17 protein-coding genes are annotated in these 18826 nt (G+C 45.8%); 14 read left to right on the forward strand and 3 right to left on the reverse strand.

Features of this window, described 5'->3' with window-relative positions:
• Nucleotides 1-25 precede the first annotated feature (25 nt).
• The 11 genes from QUA07_RS18275 to QUA07_RS18325 all read left to right on the forward strand — a co-directional run bounded on the left by QUA07_RS18275 (nt 26) and on the right by QUA07_RS18325 (nt 13583).
• The gene (locus QUA07_RS18275; protein ID WP_333084392.1) at nt 26-889 is read left to right on the forward strand and encodes a carbohydrate ABC transporter permease; all 864 of its coding nucleotides are present in this window, start codon (nt 26-28) and stop codon (nt 887-889) included.
• A gap of 132 nt (nt 890-1021) precedes the next feature.
• Nucleotides 1022-2104, forward strand: a complete 1083-nt coding sequence (locus QUA07_RS18280; protein WP_333327581.1) for an ABC transporter ATP-binding protein — start codon at nt 1022-1024, stop codon at nt 2102-2104.
• Between the two features lie 333 nt (nt 2105-2437).
• On the forward strand, nt 2438-2785 hold the full coding sequence (locus QUA07_RS18285) for a hypothetical protein (protein ID WP_333327584.1): 348 nt from the start codon (nt 2438-2440) through the stop codon (nt 2783-2785).
• A 467-nt stretch (nt 2786-3252) separates the two neighbouring features.
• Nucleotides 3253-3444 (forward strand): hypothetical protein, encoded by a 192-nt coding sequence (locus QUA07_RS18290; RefSeq protein ID WP_333327587.1) that lies wholly within the window; start codon nt 3253-3255, stop codon nt 3442-3444.
• A 21-nt stretch (nt 3445-3465) separates the two neighbouring features.
• A complete protein-coding gene (locus QUA07_RS18295; RefSeq protein WP_333327709.1) occupies nt 3466-3612 on the forward strand; it encodes a DUF3574 domain-containing protein in 147 nt (48 codons plus the stop codon).
• Nucleotides 3575-3691 (forward strand): DUF3574 domain-containing protein, encoded by a 117-nt coding sequence (locus QUA07_RS18300; protein WP_333327590.1) that lies wholly within the window; start codon nt 3575-3577, stop codon nt 3689-3691. The genes QUA07_RS18295 and QUA07_RS18300 overlap by 38 nt, the downstream gene beginning before the upstream one ends.
• A gap of 162 nt (nt 3692-3853) precedes the next feature.
• Nucleotides 3854-4057 (forward strand): hypothetical protein, encoded by a 204-nt coding sequence (locus tag QUA07_RS18305; protein WP_333327593.1) that lies wholly within the window; start codon nt 3854-3856, stop codon nt 4055-4057.
• A gap of 475 nt (nt 4058-4532) precedes the next feature.
• Nucleotides 4533-5039: a hypothetical protein gene (locus QUA07_RS18310; protein WP_333327596.1), complete on the forward strand. Its 507-nt coding sequence runs from the start codon at nt 4533-4535 to the stop codon at nt 5037-5039.
• 280 nt (nt 5040-5319) lie between these two features.
• Nucleotides 5320-7353 (forward strand): ABC transporter ATP-binding protein, encoded by a 2034-nt coding sequence (locus QUA07_RS18315; protein ID WP_333327599.1) that lies wholly within the window; start codon nt 5320-5322, stop codon nt 7351-7353.
• Nucleotides 7354-7998: 645 nt separating this feature from the next.
• Nucleotides 7999-11949 carry a GAF domain-containing protein gene (locus QUA07_RS18320; protein ID WP_333327603.1) on the forward strand — a complete coding sequence of 1317 codons (3951 nt, stop codon included), beginning with the start codon at nt 7999-8001 and terminating at the stop codon, nt 11947-11949.
• A 335-nt stretch (nt 11950-12284) separates the two neighbouring features.
• The gene (locus QUA07_RS18325; protein WP_333327605.1) at nt 12285-13583 is read left to right on the forward strand and encodes a cytochrome P450; all 1299 of its coding nucleotides are present in this window, start codon (nt 12285-12287) and stop codon (nt 13581-13583) included.
• Between the two features lie 111 nt (nt 13584-13694).
• Here QUA07_RS18325 and QUA07_RS18330 read toward each other — a convergent pair whose 3' ends face one another.
• Both QUA07_RS18330 and QUA07_RS18335 read right to left on the reverse strand, forming a co-directional pair.
• On the reverse strand, nt 13695-14300 hold the full coding sequence (locus QUA07_RS18330; protein WP_333072653.1) for a chorismate lyase: 606 nt from the start codon (nt 14298-14300) through the stop codon (nt 13695-13697).
• Nucleotides 14301-14406: 106 nt separating this feature from the next.
• Entirely contained in the window at nt 14407-14547 is a 141-nt protein-coding gene (locus QUA07_RS18335; RefSeq protein WP_333327608.1) for a hypothetical protein, read from the reverse strand.
• A 3-nt stretch (nt 14548-14550) separates the two neighbouring features.
• On the opposite strand from QUA07_RS18335, the gene QUA07_RS18340 reads away from it, so the two are divergent.
• Nucleotides 14551-16170 (forward strand): NAD(P)/FAD-dependent oxidoreductase, encoded by a 1620-nt coding sequence (locus tag QUA07_RS18340; RefSeq protein ID WP_333327610.1) that lies wholly within the window; start codon nt 14551-14553, stop codon nt 16168-16170.
• Between the two features lie 76 nt (nt 16171-16246).
• Here QUA07_RS18340 and QUA07_RS18345 read toward each other — a convergent pair whose 3' ends face one another.
• The gene (locus QUA07_RS18345; protein ID WP_333327613.1) at nt 16247-16798 is read right to left on the reverse strand and encodes an acireductone dioxygenase; all 552 of its coding nucleotides are present in this window, start codon (nt 16796-16798) and stop codon (nt 16247-16249) included.
• A 227-nt stretch (nt 16799-17025) separates the two neighbouring features.
• Here QUA07_RS18345 and QUA07_RS18350 point away from each other — a divergent pair, with 227 nt between their 5' ends.
• A complete protein-coding gene (locus QUA07_RS18350) occupies nt 17026-17991 on the forward strand; it encodes a M48 family metallopeptidase (RefSeq protein WP_333229975.1) in 966 nt (321 codons plus the stop codon).
• 219 nt (nt 17992-18210) lie between these two features.
• A complete protein-coding gene (locus QUA07_RS18355; RefSeq protein WP_333229976.1) occupies nt 18211-18636 on the forward strand; it encodes a DUF4359 domain-containing protein in 426 nt (141 codons plus the stop codon).
• Nucleotides 18637-18826 lie beyond the last annotated feature (190 nt).

The following is an 18826-nucleotide window of genomic DNA, read 5'->3' on the forward strand; positions in this document are numbered from 1 at the left end:
CACATTTATTTGATTGGTATAAATTATGTCGATCGCCCGCGAACAACCTAGCAAAAAAACCTTTGACATCCGGCAATTAATCTTGCCAATTTCAGCGATATTAATCGTCGCATATTTTCTCGCACCCATTATCTGGCAAGTGCTAACTTCTTTCAAAGTAAATGCGGATATTTCAGCGATTCCAAACGTCTACATTCCCAAACGAATTACTTTCGAGCATTACCTGTCCCTATTCCAGCGCCGCCCCTTTGCACTTTACATTTTAAATAGCGCTTTTGTTTCCATTACTTCAACATTGCTGTGTTTAGCAGTAGGCGCTCCCGCAGCTTACGCTTTAGCCCGGTTGCGGCTGTGGGGGGAGAGAATCATCCTGGCAACTGTGACGATAGTTACCCTATTTCCGGCAGTGCTGCTATTTTTGGGACTGCTAGAAATTGTCAAAGCTTTGGATTTAGGCAATAATTATTTAGCATTAATTATTCCTTACACTGCTATCAATCTGCCGCTGACAATTTTGGTAATGCGAAGTTTCTTTCAACAGTTGCCAAAAGATTTGGAAGATGCGGCTAAAGTTGACGGATACAACACTTTTCAAATGCTGTGGCAAATCGTGCTACCGATGACATTTCCGGCGTTAGTCACAACTGGAATTTTAACATTTATTTCAGCTTGGAACGAGTTTATTTTTGCACTAACATTTATGACTCGCGAATCTCTGAAAACTATTCCTGTCGCCACGGCTCAACTCAGCGGGGTGTCAGTGTTTGAGATTCCTTACGGCCCGATCGCCGCAGCTACCGTTTTGGGAACTTTGCCCTTGGTTTTGCTGGTTTTGGTGTTCCAGCGGCGCATTGTTCAGGGTTTAACTGCGGGGGCAGTAAAAGGATAAATCGATTTTAGATTTTAGATTTTAGATTTTAGATTGAACTGGTTCCCGGGCTCTTGCTGGGAACGAGTCAAACAACACAGTCAACAGTCAACAGTTAACAGTTAACAGTCAACAGTCAACACTTTAAAAATCATGGCAAAATTGCAACTCAAAAACCTCAATAAAACCTACAGCCCTAAAGTAGTTCCCGTAAAAGACATTAGTTTGGATGTCAGCGAAGGAGAATTTCTGACTTTGCTGGGGCCGTCGGGGTGTGGCAAATCTACGACGCTGCGGTTAATTGCAGGGTTGGAACAGCCAACTAGAGGCGAGATTAGAATTGGCGATCGCAATGTCACTTATCTCAGACCGGGCGATCGGGATATTGCAATGGTTTTTCAAAGTTACGCGCTGTATCCGCACATGACAGTATACGAGAATATGGCATCGAGCCTCAAACTTCGCAAAATCCCCTCCAGCGAAATCAATCGGTTAGTGACGGAAGTTGCAACTTCCCTCGGATTGACGGAATTAATCGATCGCAAACCAGGAAAACTATCAGGCGGACAGCGGCAGCGAGTCGCCCTCGGCCGCGCATTAGTGCGCCAACCGGAAGTATTTTTGCTCGACGAACCTTTGAGCAATCTTGACGCATTATTGCGGGAAAAAGTTAGGGCCGAACTCAAACAATTATTTTCCTCCCAAAAAGCTCCTGTAGTGTACGTAACTCACGACCAAACCGAAGCAATGACGCTTTCTACCAAAGTCGCAGTTCTCAACAGCGGCAACGTGCAGCAACTAGACCCGCCACACTTAATTTATACTCGTCCGGCTAATCAGTTTGTAGCTGGTTTTGTGGGCAGCCCGCAAATGAATTTGCTCGTGCTTAAATGCCAGGGAAATTTTGCTCAGTTGGGCGATTTTCGAGTTCGACTCCCAGATATGCCGACTGTGCCACCAGAAATTGTGTTGGGAATTCGCCCCGAACACGTCGGCTTTGCAGATGCAGAGGCCGGCAAGATGTCTGCCCCAGAGGCAATTAAAGGTGAGGTTTTTTTAGTGGAAAACTTGGGAATGCAAAATTTAGTTAGCGTCCGAGTTAAAGGTGTGGACTCAGTAACGGTGCGGGCTTTGCTGCCAAATGACCGCCACTGGAATTCCGAAATTGTAGAGCTGGTTTTTCCGCCTCAGTTGCTGCACTGGTTTGACGTGAAAACGGGCGATCGCTTGCAATAAGAATTTGCCCTGCAGAGCATGATTGATTAAAAATTGTCTAACCATGTGTATAAAAATATGTTTTTTGCTTCTAACTAAGTTATGACTTTAGTTAGAGGTAGAAATATTTGGCGGCTGTTAACGTGATATTCATGTGTGAAAAAGCTAATTGGCTGACACATAGGTGGCGTGTTAACCAGATTTTATCGCTAACCTATAACTCTATTTAGGTGGTTAATCGCAAGTTAAAGCTAAGTTGGCTTTACCTCGCATTAGCTGCTGATTTTGGAGCGAGTCAATTAGATGAAAAAATGTTGAAAATTATCACCAATTAACTTAGGGAGTATTACTGAGATGAATTTGATTTCCACAGCCATTGCTCGCATCAGTTCCCTGCTTAAGGGTTTTCAAATCAAGAGTTTTTTGAGTGTTGTCCTAGTCGGTTTTCTGCTCCTAACAACAAATGTTGATGCGGGAAGCAGTAACAAAGGTTTTGGCGCGCAAGCCAGCTCAAAGTCTGAGCTCAACAATCCTGAAAGACCCCAAACAACGCGGGAATGGAGGCAAGAAGCTCGCGAAACCTCAGACTCTCCCGGCGAACGAGCTCAGAAGATTGGGCAAGAGGCAGGAGCAGCCGTGAAAGAATTCGGGGAGATGTATCAAGACACTGCTAAGAGAAGTATCCGCGAATTAAAGGATTAGTAGCTCCAACTAAAAAAATATAACACTGAGAAACCTGATTACTTTCGGGCGCAGCCAAGAGAGCTCGCCCTTCCGGGTTTCTTAACACCTGAAAAGTTTGACGTTTAAATAGGTTGAGCTAGTTAATACGACAGACGCAATCAAGTAGGCGAGCATAAATAAACTAGAACAGATTCTCAAAAACCCAGTTTCTCAGGTGAAACTGGGTTTTTGAGTTGGAAGTCTTTTATGTTAAATCAAATCCATTGTGACTTAGCTAGCCTCTGGAATACGAGTTCGAGGTCAAACTACGCAAACTTTCGTCTCTTTCCCTTTAGACGAATAAATAAGTGGTAAAGCGCTTAGGTTGCACCTCACATCTTGCACCATTCTCAGGAACAGGCATCTTGCCTGTTGATACAAAGCTTATTGAGAATGGTGCAACATCTCAGTTGCACCCTACATAGAGAAGTTGCAGGTAATTCCTGATGAATAAACATCTTAACAGTCTTTGCTTAACCGGCCTGCTGTTCATCCTGCCTGTTTGTCCTGCGACAATTGCCCGCGCTCAACTGCCCGAAACTTCGGAGACTAATGCCAAGCAAACAAATCTCCTCAAAGATGAACTGTATTTTAGCTTAACAAAACCGGGATGCGAGACAATTTATGAATCAGAATAGCAGGAGTTTGTCAAGGCAGTTATTACCCCTCGCTTTCGGGAAGGGCTAACCGTATTAGATGCCTCCAGGCAGTTTCTCAACAGTTCGGGAATTCTGATTAAAGAAAAATCTAAAATAGTTATTTTAATTTATGAAAGTAGTCGTGAAAAAAAATCAAGCTATTCATGAAATTATCGAAACTTACAAGCGCACTTTCCAGCAAGAGTCAGTGCTGCGGGCAACTAGCGAAGTTAAGGTTTCTTTCTGATGTGGTCATCCAATCAGCGTATTTATGATATTATTCGTGGTAATCAAGGTCATATCCTCAAAGATAAGTAGGGTGCGGGTGCAAGAAAAATCATAATTTGTGGGTATCGATCGCACACTGCAAAAAATCGCTAGAAAAACCTGCCCGGGAGAAAACAAAAACATGATGAACGACGGCAACCAAAAAGCTGAAGCGCCTGAAACCGAGGATGCACAAAATTTGTCCGGCATGGCGAAAGCTTTTCTTGTGAGCGTGGCTTGGTCTTACGCAGAGGCATTGGAGCGAATGAAACGATCGCGAAATCCACAGCAACCCGCGCCGGAATCTCCGACAGAACAAGTCGAACCCGATCCTGAAAAAAATTAATGAAAGACTATTAATGCGAGCGATTTGCCAAACTATCTGGGGGTGCGATCGAACGCAATAGTCAATTAGCTGTTTTGAGTTAAGAACAATCTACTCAGAACAGCGAACTGTGCAGCTTAAGCCGGATTTGTATTGGATTTTACAACAATAAAAAAAACTGAAAGCCCCGTGACAAGCGAATTTCAAAGGTGGTACCCGCCACGTGATTTATCCGTGGAATCAATCCACAATCTAAAATCTAAAATCCTCAAGCCCCCAAATTTATCCGTGGGGTCAATCCAAAATCTAAAATCTAAAATCTAAAATCGAATGACCCTTCAACAAGCTCAGGAAAAGCTTTAGTCCGGCGATGACAACTGCGTTGCAGGTTTGAACCTCAACCTATATCTGTCCCTAAAAGGGATTTAAACTAAACTAATGTACGGTTTTACCGCTACAGTGTACAAAACAAATAACCAATTTTTAGATCTGTCTCATGTCTAATTCAAAAATGATTGGTAAAGCGATCGCAGGTAGCCTTTGCTTGGGCATCCTCATTAGCTTCAACGCCTCACTCGGCCCCGCATCAGCAGCAACACCAACAATTGCTGAAGCTACAGCCCCGGCCACCAGCAACATCGACACGCAACTTCTAGGCCAATGGCAAGGCACAGCCTCAGGTCAGTCTTTCACCTTCATCTTTGCCCCAGAAGGCAAATTGTTCCTCATGGCTAAAGGCCCCGACGGAGCTGTCCGCGCCCAAGAAATGAGGTACAAAGTTAATCTCGGTGAAAAACCGATGCACCTTGATGTCGGCCTCAGCAGCACACAAACCGTTGAGACTGTTTTTGAGTTGACTGCTGAAGGTCAAATGCGCCTTCAGTTGCAAGGCACCAATCCCGGACAGGCGAGACCTAATGCCTTAAACGAACAGGCAACCGTGTTTAAAAAGGTCTCCGAAGCCACTGCACTTCCTGCTGACACTCAAATCATCGGTTTTTGAGGAAAATTGCAGGCAGAAGGCACTTATGGCAATTGTCAATTGAGTGAGGTACTGATTGGGATTTTCGATTTTCGATTGCGAAATTGCGAAATTGCGAAATTGCTAAGACAGCCGGCGAGTACCTCACCTGGTTGAGATCCGCTATAACTAGCTCTGAGTTTTCTGATTGCCACGCTTCGCGAGGAACGAAGCAATCTTAAAACTTTCCCCGTGCCTTCTGCCTTGAACAGGCCCTGCTACAATCCACTTAATCTCCCTTTAATTTTTGCCATAGACTTCCATGAGTGAAACCGTCCTAGAAGTTCGCAACCTGCGGGTTCAATTTCAATCTGCGGACGCAGGCGATGCGTCTGCAACCGTCAAAGCGGTTGACGGCATTTCCTTTGAGGTCAAGCGAGGGCAAACTCTGGGCATCGTGGGAGAGTCGGGATCGGGAAAATCGGTAACATCCCTCGCTGTTATGGGTTTGCTGTCGAGTTCGTCAACGAAAATCGACGGCGAAATTTGGTTTTATTCGACAAAAGACGGCGCTAGCAATGGGCCTGTGAATCTGCTGGAAATGCCGGACAGGGAAAAACAAACATACCGGGGCAGCCAGATTGCGACGATTTTTCAAGAGCCGATGAGTTCGCTAAATCCCGTTTATACGATCGGATTTCAACTCACAGAAGCCATTTGTTTGCACCAACAGGTGTCGCAGACAGAAGCGCGGCGCCAAGCTGCTTCTCTGCTGCAAGAAGTGAAGCTGCTACCGGCCGACGATGAGATCAGGCAGCGGTGTTTGGCTTTGCGGCAAGAGCATTCCCGGACTGCTGCGGGGAATCAAGCACTTATGGAGGACGATCGCGATTTGATGCAGCTCGTCAACGGTCAAAAACAAGCTATGCTCGATCGCTATCCCCACGAACTCTCAGGCGGCCAAATCCAGCGCGTGATGATTGCAATGGCCATTTCTTGCAATCCAACTTTATTAATTGCTGATGAACCTACCACGGCTTTGGACGTAACCGTGCAGGCAACAATCTTAGCTTTGCTGCGCGAGTTGCGCGACTCTAGAGGCATGGCAATGATTTTTATTACCCACGATTTGGGCGTCATTGCTGAAATTGGCGATACGGTGGCGGTGATGTACCGAGGCAAGATTGTTGAGTGCGGTGCGATCGAACAAATTTTCAGCAATCCCCAACATCCTTACACAAAAGGTCTGTTAGCTTGCCGCCCAACTCTCGATCGGCAACTGCGCCGCTTGCCGACAGTTTCCGATTTTATGGATGTCACCACAAATGCTAGCGGCGAATTAGTAATTGTCGAGAAAAATGCCGATTTAGACGGCGACAACAGCGGGGGAAATCCCGCTTTTGTCACAGGAAAACCGCCTCGGCTGCCGCATATTTCCGGCCCTTTGCTAGCTGTTAATAACTTGCGCGTCGGTTTTCCGGTGCAGGGGATATTTGGCGAAACTCAACGCTTGTTTATGGCGGTAAATGATATTTCTTTTGAGGTTTACCCGGGCGAGACTTTGGGTTTGGTGGGCGAGTCGGGCTGCGGCAAATCAACTTTGGCGAGAGCCTTGCTGCAATTAATTCCGATCGCCAGCGGTAAAGTGTTTTTTGAAGGTCAAGAAATTACGCCTCCTACGAAAAGTAGTTCGGCATCGCAGTGGATGGCTAATTATCGGATGAAAAAAGAGTACGATCGCAAATTGCGCTGGCTGCGGCGCGATATGCAAATTATTTTTCAAGACCCTTTTAGTTCTCTCGATCCACGCCTAAATGTTGGGGATGCGGTGATGGAACCGATGGTGATTCACCGCTTTGGTAAGAACCAGAAAGAACAGCGCGATCGCGGGGCTTATTTGTTGGATAGAGTGGGTTTAAATCCCGATTTTATGCGGCGCTACCCTCACGAGTTTTCCGGGGGACAGCGGCAGCGAATTTGTATTGCTAGAGCTTTGGCTTTGAATCCTAAGTTTATTATTTGCGATGAGTCGGTTTCGGCCTTAGATGTGTCGGTGCAGGCGCAAGTTTTAAATTTGCTGAAGGAGTTGCAAACAGAGTTTGGACTGACTTATATTTTTATTTCTCACGATTTGAGCGTGGTCAAGTTTATGAGCGATCGCGCGATCGTCATGAACAAAGGTAAAATCGAGGAAATTGGAACTGCCGAGCGCATTTACCGCCAACCGCAGCAAGCTTACACGCGACAACTTATAGCTTCTATTCCAGCAGGGAATTTGGAGCGAATTCGGCAACAGCAACTAGGTCGCCAAGCTGCGTGGCCCCCGTCGCCTGCAGATGAATCAGAACAAAATTGATATTTAGTGTTTTAAACTCGTATCAATTACCAATTACTAATTAGCCATTACGCGCGAACATATCGGGCTACCAAAAACTGCTACGAAATTTTTTTTCATTTTATCTTCCCAAATTAGCAGTTTATCTTGATTTTAACTTCATAATTTCTGGTGAAATTCTACCTGCTGGAACTTGACTAACATTCCGGGTTGTTCAAGCCACAGCCAGGGAACTCCACGCAGTATTTTCCTACATCAAACCCTGTTATTTCTAGACGCAAAAAGTGGGGTATAACACGCTACTCTAACACAGTAAGCAGCTTCAGGCTTAGCCTACATAATTAGGTTATGCACCCAGGAGTGCGAGTTTCTGCGTCCAGGACTAGCTAAATTAGGCCAAATGTCCAATGACTAACAACAATATGTCGCGTAGTATTATATGTAAACTCTCTTTCTCTGAGTCGGAAAAATTAGAAAATGCCTACCCCAGCTAAAAAGAGATTGATTGCTACTTCCGTAAAGACACTTAATTGTTTAGCCGGGTTGCGTAAATTTACGCAAATTTTAAAAGGCTAGATTTTGCAAGTTAGAAAAATTTTATAATATTTAAATATTTTTATGGTTATTTTGAATCACTGCAAGTAAAACGCAATCAAGAGTAAAAAAATGAAATCTTCTGTTCGTATTGAAGAATCGAAAAGCACTAAACTATCGAACCTACTGCAACTGTTGTTGATAAAAATTACCGCAGCAGTCACCCGAATAGAAAAGGCAGAAGGCAGAAAGCAGTATGAAAAAAAAATCAGCTTAGGGACGATCGCCCCTGGCAGTGTATTCTCAATTTTGATAATTGTACTGCTTGTCTTAAACGGGTGGCTCGTAGCTGGCAGCGGTGATAATTTCTACGATAGCCAACTCGCCCTGGGATTTTTGGCAATAGCAAATATTGTCTTTTTGGCAGTATCGGCGCGCTCAAACGCATCTGCTGTCGTAGCCCAAAACGATCGCCCATCCAGCGAACCCAACGGGGGCGATCGCTTTTTTAGCCTCTCGCTAGATATGCTGTGCGTCCTTAGTTTTGACGGTTATATAACACTCATCAACCCAGCAGCAGAAAAAATCCTCGGCTATTCCCCAGGAGAAATGATTGGCCAACTCTTCATTGAATTCGTGCATCCAGACGATCGCGAAATTACTTTAAAAGAAGCTGAAAGTATTGCTGCGGGGAATAATACCGTTGGGTTTGAAAACCGCTGGCGCTGTCGAAACGGTTATTACAAGTGGATAGCCTGGACTGCTACCCGTTTCTGCGAGGAAGAATTGATCTATGGTGTTGGCCGCGACATTACCGATAGCAAACAAGCAGAAGCAGCACTGCAAGAGAGTCAGCATTTTGTTGAGCGAATTGCCAATACCAGTCCGAATCTTCTCTTTGTTTACGACGAAACCGAGCAGCGAAATGTCTACAGCAACCGCGAAATCACTGATACCCTCGGCTACACCGCCGAAGAAGTTGAAAACATGGGCAGCAATCTACTGCCCACCATCATCCACCCTGACGACTTAGCTAAATTTCCCGGCTATTTTCAGCAATTAGAAAATGCTCCCGACGGCGAAGTTATTGAGTACGAATATCGGGTGCGCGATCGACAAAATTCTTGGCACTGGTTAGTCAGCCGGAATATTGTATTTAGCAGAACCGAGGAGGGAACAATTAAGCAGCGTCTCGGTGCTGCTACGGACATTACAGAGCGCAAAATAGCAGAACAAGCTTTAGCAGAACAATTGAAACTTTCTCTATTCACAGCAGATGTGGGAATTGCTCTAACTCAAAACCAGACTTTGCTTGCAACTTTGCAATATTGCGCCGATGCAGTTGTGCGCCATTTGGATGTTGCCTTTGCTCGGATTTGGACGCTGAATGAAGAGGGAAATGTATTGCAACTGCAAGCAAGCGCGGGGATATATACTCATATTGACGGCGCTCACAGCCGCATTCCTGTCGGTGAGTTCAAGATTGGTTTAATCGCCCTGGAGCGACAACCTCACATCACTAATTCTGTGCAAGAAGATCCCCGAATCAAGGACAAAGAATGGGCCTCACGAGAAGGAATGGTTGCTTTTGCTGGATATCCGCTAATTGTTGACAATCAGTTGCTGGGAGTAATCGCGATGTTTGCTCGCCAGGAGTTGAACGAATCAACGCTGGTTGCTTTAGCGTTAAGTGCCGATGCGATCGCCCTGGGAATTAAGCGCAAACAAACAGAAGAAGCTCTCGCCAGACAAAAGCAAACTTTGAGGGCAATTATTGACAACGCTCCGATTTGGGTGTGGATGGCAAATGCTAGCGGGCGGATGTTATTAGTTAACAAAACTTTCTGCGAAGATGTGGGTATACCTGAATCAAGATTTTTAGCAGCCTCTCACTATTCCGAAGTTTTGGGCTTAGAACAATCTGCGAACTGCATGGCATCTGACGCGCAAGCGTGGAGCCAAGATATTCCATGTTATACGGAAGAAATTATAGAGCTTACTGATGGTGACTATCACCAGTTTGACACAATTAAAACTAAGGTCAAAGATGATTGTGGTAACGCGATCGGCTTAATCGGTTTGGGTTTGGACGTTACAAAACAAAAAGAAGCTCAAAGACAGTTGCAAAAGTCGGAAGCGAGATTCCGCAAATTAGCTGAGCAGGAAGCGCTGCTGAACCAGCTAGCTAGCAATATCCGCCAATCTCTGGATTTAGATACTATTTTGGCGACAACTGTGCAGCAAATTCGCGAGTTGCTCCTGCTCGATCGCTGTCAGTTTATCTGGTATTTACCCGACGCTTCGCCGCCGGTTTGGAATGTGAGATACGAGGCAAAGAATGCCGATTTGCCCTCGCGTTTGGGTTTATATCCTGTCGAGCCAACTGCTTCTATCGGTGAGCGGATTGCCAATTTGGAAATAATTCAGATCGACGATGTTGAGGCATTAACCGATCCAGCCGAACGGGAATTTTTAATGTCTGTAGGGCTTAATTCTCTGCTGGACATTCCCCTTCAAACACCGTCGGGTCAAATTGGCGCGATCCTCTGCGGTTCTTGCAGCGGGGTGCGGCTGTGGAGAGACGAAGAAGTGGAACTGTTAATGGCAGTAGGAACTCAATTGGCGATCGCCATTAATCAAGCCGAACTTTACGAAAAATCTCGCCTCGCCGCCGCCGAATCAAAAGCAGCAGCAATGCAGCAAAAATTGCTCAACCAGCTAGGCAGTCAAATCCGCGCTTCTCTTGATTTAGATACTATCTTGGCAACAACTGTGCGGCAAATTCGCGACTTGCTGCAACTCGATCGCTGTCTATTTATGTGGTATACGCCCGAGGCCGAGACGCCCGCTTGGGATATCATCCACGAAGCTAAAAATGATGACTTGCTGTCGCTTTTGGGTTATTACCCTGCTGAGGTAACGGGGACGCTGGCGCAAAAGATAGCTAATTTGGAAATCTATCAAATAGATGATGTTACAACTTTCAGCGATCCAGTAGAAAGGGAATTCTTTTTGCAGGTGGGTTACAAGTCTGTCTTGGATTTGCCGGTTAAGAGTGCAGGGGGTTTAACTGGAGTTGTTGGCTGCACTTCTTGCCGCGAGGTGCACAGGTGGACAAAAGACGAAGTGGAGTTGCTATCGGCAATTTGCGATCAATTGTCGATCGCCATCAGTCAATCCGAACTCTACACTAAAAGCGTCGATTCAGCCCGGATAGCGCAAGAACAAGCTGCCAAACTCGAAGTAACTCTGTGCGAACTCCAGCAAGCTCAAACTCAGCTCGTGCAGGCAGAAAAAATGTCGAGTCTCGGTCAGATGGTAGCAGGAATTGCCCACGAAATCAATAACCCGGTCAGCTTTATTTTCGGCAATCTTACCTACACAGAAGAATACACCAGAACCCTGATGAAACTGCTGCAAATGTATCGAGATGAATACCCGGAACCTTCTCCAGCGATTCAGGAGGAAATAGAAGTTTTAGAGCTGGATTTTGTGCTAGACGACTTGCCGAAAATGCTGTCTTCTATGCAGGTGGGAGCAACTCGCATCCGGGATATCGTGAGGAGTTTGCGGAATTTCTCTCGCCTCGATGAATCTGACATGAAAAAGGTTAACATTCACGAAGGCATCGACAGCACATTGATGATTTTAGAACACCGTCTGAAAGTTCAGCCTGAGCGCCCCGCAATTCAACTCGTTAAAGAATACGGACAATTGCCACTGGTGGAGTGCTACGCCGGACTCTTAAATCAGGTGTTTATGAATATTATTGCTAACGCTATTGACGTGTTACAAGAACCGCGCGAAAATCCGGGAATTATCCGCATTCGTACAGAGGTAGAAGGTACTCTCGCTGTGATTAAAATTTTTGATAATGGTGCAGGGATGACCGATCAAGTCAAGCAACGGATATTTGATCCCTTCTATACTACCAAACGTATCGGTTCGGGAACGGGGATGGGTTTAGCGATTTCCCATTCAATTATTGTCGAAAAACATAAAGGTGAAATTAAGTGTTTCTCGGTGGTGGGGAAAGGCACGGAATTTATAATCGAGATTCCGATTAAAAGAACAGAAAATTAAATTGGTTTGTCGGCAAAAATACGAAGGTACATCAGTTGGCAAAACCGGATTTTTTTTTACTAACCTTAAGACTGACGCACCCTACAGGCTACCAACCGAGAAAAGTTATTTGACCAGAAATTTGTCGGGTTGACAATATGCACGAGACAACTAAAATGGATATGATATTAAAAATCTAAAATCTAAAATTTAAAATCTAAAATCTCAAGACTCACCCTACAGGCTACCAACAGAGAAAACTTATTTTACCAGAAATTTGTCGGTGCGTATTGCCCACCCTCCAACTAAAATTGATATGATATTAAAAATCTAAAATCTAAAATCTAAAATCTAAAATGGCATTACCTCCCGGCAGTTTCGGTTTACCCCTAATTGGCGATAGCCTCAACTTTTTGCGAGATTCCCAATTTGCCAAAAAACGCCACCAGCAGTACGGGCCCATTTTCAAAACCAGCCTTTTCGGACAGCCTACCGTGTTTATGCGTGGCCAAGAGGCTAGTTTGTTTGTTTTAAGCAATGACAACCGATATTTTGTTGTGACTTGGCCTGCCAGCACGAGAGCGCTTTTAGGGTCGCTTTCCTTGGCACTGCAAACGGGTGCTAACCACCAAAATCGGCGCAAGTTGCTGTACCAAGCGTTTCAGCCGCGAGCGCTGGCGGGCTACATCGGCGGGATGGAAGATATCACTCAGCGCTATTTGGAAAAATGGGCTAAAATGGAAACCATAACTTGGTATCCCGAACTGAGAAATTATACTTTTGATGTGGCGGGTAAGTTGTTAGTAGGGATTGAAAATGGTTCGGAAACGGCGCTGGGACATTATTTTGAAACTTGGTGCAATGGTTTATTTTCAATTCCTTTAGATGTGCCGTGGAGTCAGTTTGGTAAAGCTAAAAAGTGCCGAAAGCTGCTGTTGGCAGAACTTGAAAAGATTATTCGCGATCGCCAGCAAGGAACCCCTAGTGGCAATGATGCTTTGAGTTTGCTGATTTCGGCTCGCGATGACGAGGGAAATAGTTTGAGTTTGGATGAGTTAAAAGATCAAGTGCTGTTGCTGCTGTTTGCGGGACACGAAACTTTAACTTCGGCGATCGCCTCTTTTTGCCTTCTCCTAGCTCAACATCCCGATGTGATGGCAAAAGTCCGCACCGAACAGCAGCAGTTCCCCGCTACGGAACCCCTAACATTGGAGCAACTCAAACAAATGACCTATTTAGAACAGGTGCTGCAAGAAGTGCTGCGTTTAGTTCCACCGGTGGGAGGTATTTTTCGGACAGTCATTAATGCTTGTGAGTTCGGCGGCTATGAAATTCCCAAGGGCTGGACTGTGCTTTCTCAGATAAATCAAACCCATCAGGATAGTCAACTTTATCCTGAACCCGATCGCTTCGATCCCGATCGATTTAACTCCGAGCGATCGGCTAAACCGTTCAGTTACGTGCCATTTGGTGGAGGTTTGCGAGAATGTTTGGGCAAAGAATTTGCCAGGTTAGAAATGAAGTTGTTTGCGGCAAAGATTGTTCGGGAGTTTGAATGGGAGCTTTTACCGGATCAGGATTTGAATTTAATCCGAGTACCGACTCCCCATCCCCGCGATGGTTTGCGAGTAAAATTTCGGCGGAACTATTCTTAAGAACAGGCAAGATGCCTGTTCCACAAGAGATGAATTTTATTGTGGGGAGTAAGGGTTGGGCACGCGAGCCCGCCCTGAAAGCCTGATTGATAATGGTGCAAGATCTCAGCCTCAATCAACATCCAATTGCATCGGCCCCAAATACTTAGTTAAATAAGGAGAAAAAACCTCATAAATCAGAGTCAATGGCTTCCCGTGATGCCAAAACAAATAGTGTCGCCCCCAAAAAGGCCCCGACTCTTCAAACGCTGATTCCAAAGCAGCCGAATTACCGCAATAAATGCCCTGCACATCGCGATACAATTCTGTCCGCAGTCTCGCTAAACTAGCCCAAATTGGCAAAGATTTATTTTGTAAATATTCGTCTACGTGGCTCGCTTCCCACCAAGAAGTTGCATAGGCTAAGCGCTGTCCCGAAGCAGTCCGCAGCCACACTTGTCGGCGCAGGCGCGGCCCCGGAACCGCGACAATTTGCTGGGGCGCGCCGTCTGCGTCTTCACCCACTAAAGACATATCGATCACATCTACTTCTGTTGGTTCCCCTGTCAGCAGTTGCAGGTGACGGGTGGGGGAACCGTCGCCCAAGAGCAGTATTTGCCACGCCGGTGCGAGCTTGGTGTGGGGCAAACCCTTCTGTACTGCGTCTTCGGCTCCTTGCCACAGGGGGTTGAGAGCGTGCCAGGTGCGGCTGTTTTTGGGGGTGAATGTTGCAGTCAAGGGTCTTTACAAAACTTAATTTTTTGTTTATTATAACGCTTCTGCAATTATCCACTCAAAAATTAAAAATTGATCGCCCAATGACGATCGCCCATAGGATGCCCGGTTAAATAGTTATAATACTTCTGTTCGGGATTTTTATTCTTCCTTCTTCCTTCCTTCTTCCTTCTTCCTTCTTCCTGACATCCGTTACATCCGTTACATCCGTTACATCCGTTACATAATCCGTTGCCGAACTTCCTTCCACTATATGTTACGAATAACCGAAATAAAACTCCCCCTCGATCATCCTCAAGATGCGATCGCCAGCGCCATTCTCAAAAAGCTGCAAATTCCCCCCGAAGAATTGCTCAGCTATTCCATCTTCAAGCGCAGCTATGATGCTCGTAAAAAAGCAGAAATCCTCCTTGTCTATATTGTGGATGTAGAAACGACACAGGAAAAGCAACTTTTGGCGCGCTTCAAAAAAGATCCTCATGTAATGGTGACACCAGACACGAGTTATCGCTATGTAGCCAAAGCCCCCAGCAATTTGACGATTCGCCCCATTGTGATTGGTACAGGGCCGTGCGGGATGTTTGCAGGTCTGATGCTGGCACAAATGGGGTTTCGCCCCATCCTTTTAGAACGCGGAAAAGCAGTGCGCGATCGCACGGCTGACACCTTTGGATTTTGGAAGAAAAAAACAGAATTCAACCCAGAATCTAACGCCCAGTTTGGCGAAGGTGGTGCGGGTACTTTTTCCGATGGCAAGCTCTACAGCCAAGTTAAAGATCCTCAGCATTATGGACGCAAGGTGTTGACGGAACTTGTGAATGCAGGAGCTTCACCGGAAATTTTATATATTAATAAACCGCATATTGGCACGTTCAAACTGGTGGGAATTGTCCAAAGCCTACGCGCCCAAATTGAAACATTAGGCGGAGAAATTCGGTTTCAAAGTCGTGTAGAAGATATCCACATCGAAAATGGAAAAGTGCAGGGACTTACCCTCGCTAGCGGAGAATATATTGCTAGTAATTATATAGTTCTGGCGGTGGGACACAGCGCCCGCGATACTTTTGAAATGTTGTTTTCGCGCGGGGTTTACATCGAGGCTAAACCTTTTTCTATTGGTTTTCGGGTGGAACATCCCCAAACTATTATCGATCGCTGTCGTTTTGGCGATCGCGCGGGCCATAAGCTTTTGGGTGCCGCCGATTACAAACTGGTTCACCATTGCCAAAACAATCGTTCTGTGTATAGTTTCTGTATGTGTCCCGGTGGTTTGGTAGTGGCGGCTGCGTCAGAACCGGGGCGACTTGTCACTAATGGGATGAGTCAATATTCTCGCAATGAACGGAATGCTAACAGCGGGATTGTGGTGGGTATCACGCCGGAGGATTATCCGGGTCATCCCTTAGCCGGAATTGAGTTTCAACGTCGCTTAGAAGAACGGGCGTTTGAGTTAGGAGGTGGCACTTACAACGCCCCTGGGCAGCTTGTGGGTGATTTTTTGGCGAATCGTCCTTCCACGGCGCTAGGCAGTGTGCAGCCGTCTTATACGCCGGGAGTTGTGATGACTGATTTGAGCGAAAGTTTGCCAGATTATGCGATCGCAGCTATCCGCGAAGCACTTCCGGCTTTTGACAAACAGATTAAAGGATTTGCGATGGATGATGCGGTTTTGACTGGGGTGGAAACGCGCACTTCTTCACCAATTCGGATTAAACGCAAGGAAGATTATCAGAGTTTGAATACAGAAGGTCTTTATCCTGCTGGGGAAGGTGCAGGATATGCGGGTGGAATCCTGTCGGCTGGGATTGATGGGATTAAGGTGGCGGAGGCGGTTGCTTTGAGTATTTTGCAATCTTCAAACCACAAAATTTGAGGCTGGATTTGAGGATTTTTAGATGATTTGAAGATTGCCCTCAACCGTCAACTGTCAACCGTCAACTGTCAAGTGTTCAAACAGCAGCTAAACGCGATCGAATTTCCGTATCCGTGTACTCCGGCGTCCAGCCTTCTGTGGTGGTAAAATAGCGCACCGCTTTAATTTTCCGGGCTGCTGTCAAATAAAACCAGTGTTCTGTATTCGCCGGCACGTTGATAAATTCTTCCGGCTGCACTGTGAGTTCGACTTGGCTGCCGTCGGGCCGCACGAAGCCGAAAATGCCCTCGCCTGCTACGATATAGCGGACTTCATCATCGGCGTGGATGTGGCACTTGTTGAATTTGGACAGCATGGTGTCCAGGTTGGGAATGTCTGGGTGCAGTACGATTAAGTCTCGCGACTGATAGCCTGCACTTTCCGATAATTGTTGAAAGTAGCCGTCGAGGGCTTGCAGCACTTGCTCTTTTTGATTGTCGTCAAGAGCATCTTTAGCTAACAAATTTTGAATTTCAGCGCTGTCACCCACGGGCCAGCGGTTGAGTTGAATGTTTAAGGAAGCGAGTTCGCGGGTAATGTCGTTTTGTTGAGTGTAGGTTGTACCGTTTTCGAGTTGCAGGATAGCCATTTTTGCACGTTCCAATTTTTGGGTGAGGCGATACACAGGCACTGTGAAAGATGTTTGTCGATCGCGCCTGTACCAGATTCACAATTTTAACGCTAATTTGAACAGGCTTTCCGCCCTGTTCCACAACAGTTCAATATTTGTCGCGATAACATTGATAAGTCAGGCGCCAGCTAGCACCAGCAGCGATCGGCAATCCTGATATCTTAAATGTAACTTTTGCAACAACTATGCCTACTTATACGGGAATTTCTAGTGAAGCATTTCAGCATCCCCTTGATCGCCAAGCTGAGGAAGCGTTACGCAGTGTGCCTGGATTTGACTTAATTGCCAGCAAATTTGTAGAATTTGTCTACGAACGACCACAATTCGTTTACCTAATGGGAAATAGCATTCAAGTCGGCCCGCGCCAATATGCCAGCATTTATCATATATTTCGCGAGTGCGTGCAGGCTTTAGATGTTTTTCCAGAACCGGGTTTGTTTGTTTCTCAGAATCCCTCAGTTAACAGCTATGCCCTGGGAAAAAACCAGCCTTATGTAGAATTAAACACTGGTCTTTTAGACTTGTTGGACGAGGCGGAACTGCGGGTAGTCTTGGCTCACGAGTTGGGACACATTAAATGCGGCCATCCAACTTTAAATCAAATGGCGATGTGGGCGATGAGCGTTGCCTCGACAATTGGCGAGATGACTTTCGGTTTGGGAAATATGGTCGGTAGCGGTTTAATTTTCGCTTTTTACGAGTGGCGGCGCAAGGCTGAATTGTCGGCAGACCGGGCGGCTTTGTTGGTGACGGATGACTTGAACAGTGTGATGAAGACGATGATGAAACTTGCGGGAGTTAGCAGTAAATATGCTGACCAATGCAGTTTGCAAGAATTTATCCGCCAGTCTGACAACTATCAAGAGCTCGATCGAGACAATCTCAACCAAGTGTATAAATTTTTACTTTACAACGGGGGCCAAGGCGTGATGCTGAGTCACCCTTTCCCCGTGGAAAGGCTGAGGTATTTGCGAGACTGGGCCAGTTCCGAGGAATACCGCCAAATTAAGCTGGGGAACTACAAGCGGGCTGTATCCGAGGGCGCGGTTGATGTCAAGTCGCAAACGCCTAACAGTGAGACGGAGGCTTTGCGCCGTCAGATTGAAGAGTTGCAGCGGGAGATCGAGAGGCAAAAATCAAAGCGAAACTAAGTTTCCTCGTCCCCAGGCTCTGCCTGGGAACCAGCTAAATGTTTGTTGAAGATTTACCGGATTTGAGGGAGGGGGAAACGTAAAAGGAAGGTAAACCAGTGAGAGACTTACTCACAACTGGCCTCCAATCTAAAAACTGTCCCCTCCTTTCGGAAATCTGTTTCTGAGGAGGTGTAGTTTAAATCAAGAGAAGCTTATAAATCAACGGGGCTAAAAAAAATGAATATTGATAACGCAATGAATACTAACCAACCAACTTCTAGTTTTTTCGGCAATGTGGGAAAAGTTGCGATCGCGCTGACTCTTCTAGCTGCCGGTATGGCATTTACAAATCCTGGGAGAGACAAATACCTAACTTATGCTTCCGGGGTGCTACAAACCGAGTTGGAAAGCACTGTGTGTAAAGATTCTCGCGTTCCGAAAGCTTTGAGCGGCATTACAGATACTTTGATCGGCAGTTGCAAGAATTTGCTGACTTCGCAGCGCGACACGATCGAAAGCTTGCTCGACAATACAACGCAGCGTCAGAATTTAGGCGTTGCCAGTATTTACACAACTGAATTAGGTAAAAAAAGCTATCAAACGGTTGGAGCTTTTGGTAATTTTGTTACCCTGCCACCTAGTTCTGAAAATGTTCAAAATTAGAGTCAAATTAAGTTCACGTGTTGAAACCGGGTTTTTTAGAAAGCCCGGTTTTTGCTTACGTAATCCTCTCTCAGTAAATCTCAATAAATTCGGAGAGCAATAGCACATATTTTTAATGAGACCCGCTATTAGAGAGAAAATATTAAGTTTTCTTAAAGAAGAAAAGTTATTGTCCCACTTAATATTAACA

Origin of the sequence: Microcoleus sp. T3_A4, assembly GCF_036700465.1 — a bacterium.
In the GTDB taxonomy this organism is placed as follows: Bacteria; Cyanobacteriota; Cyanobacteriia; order Cyanobacteriales; family Microcoleaceae; genus Microcoleus.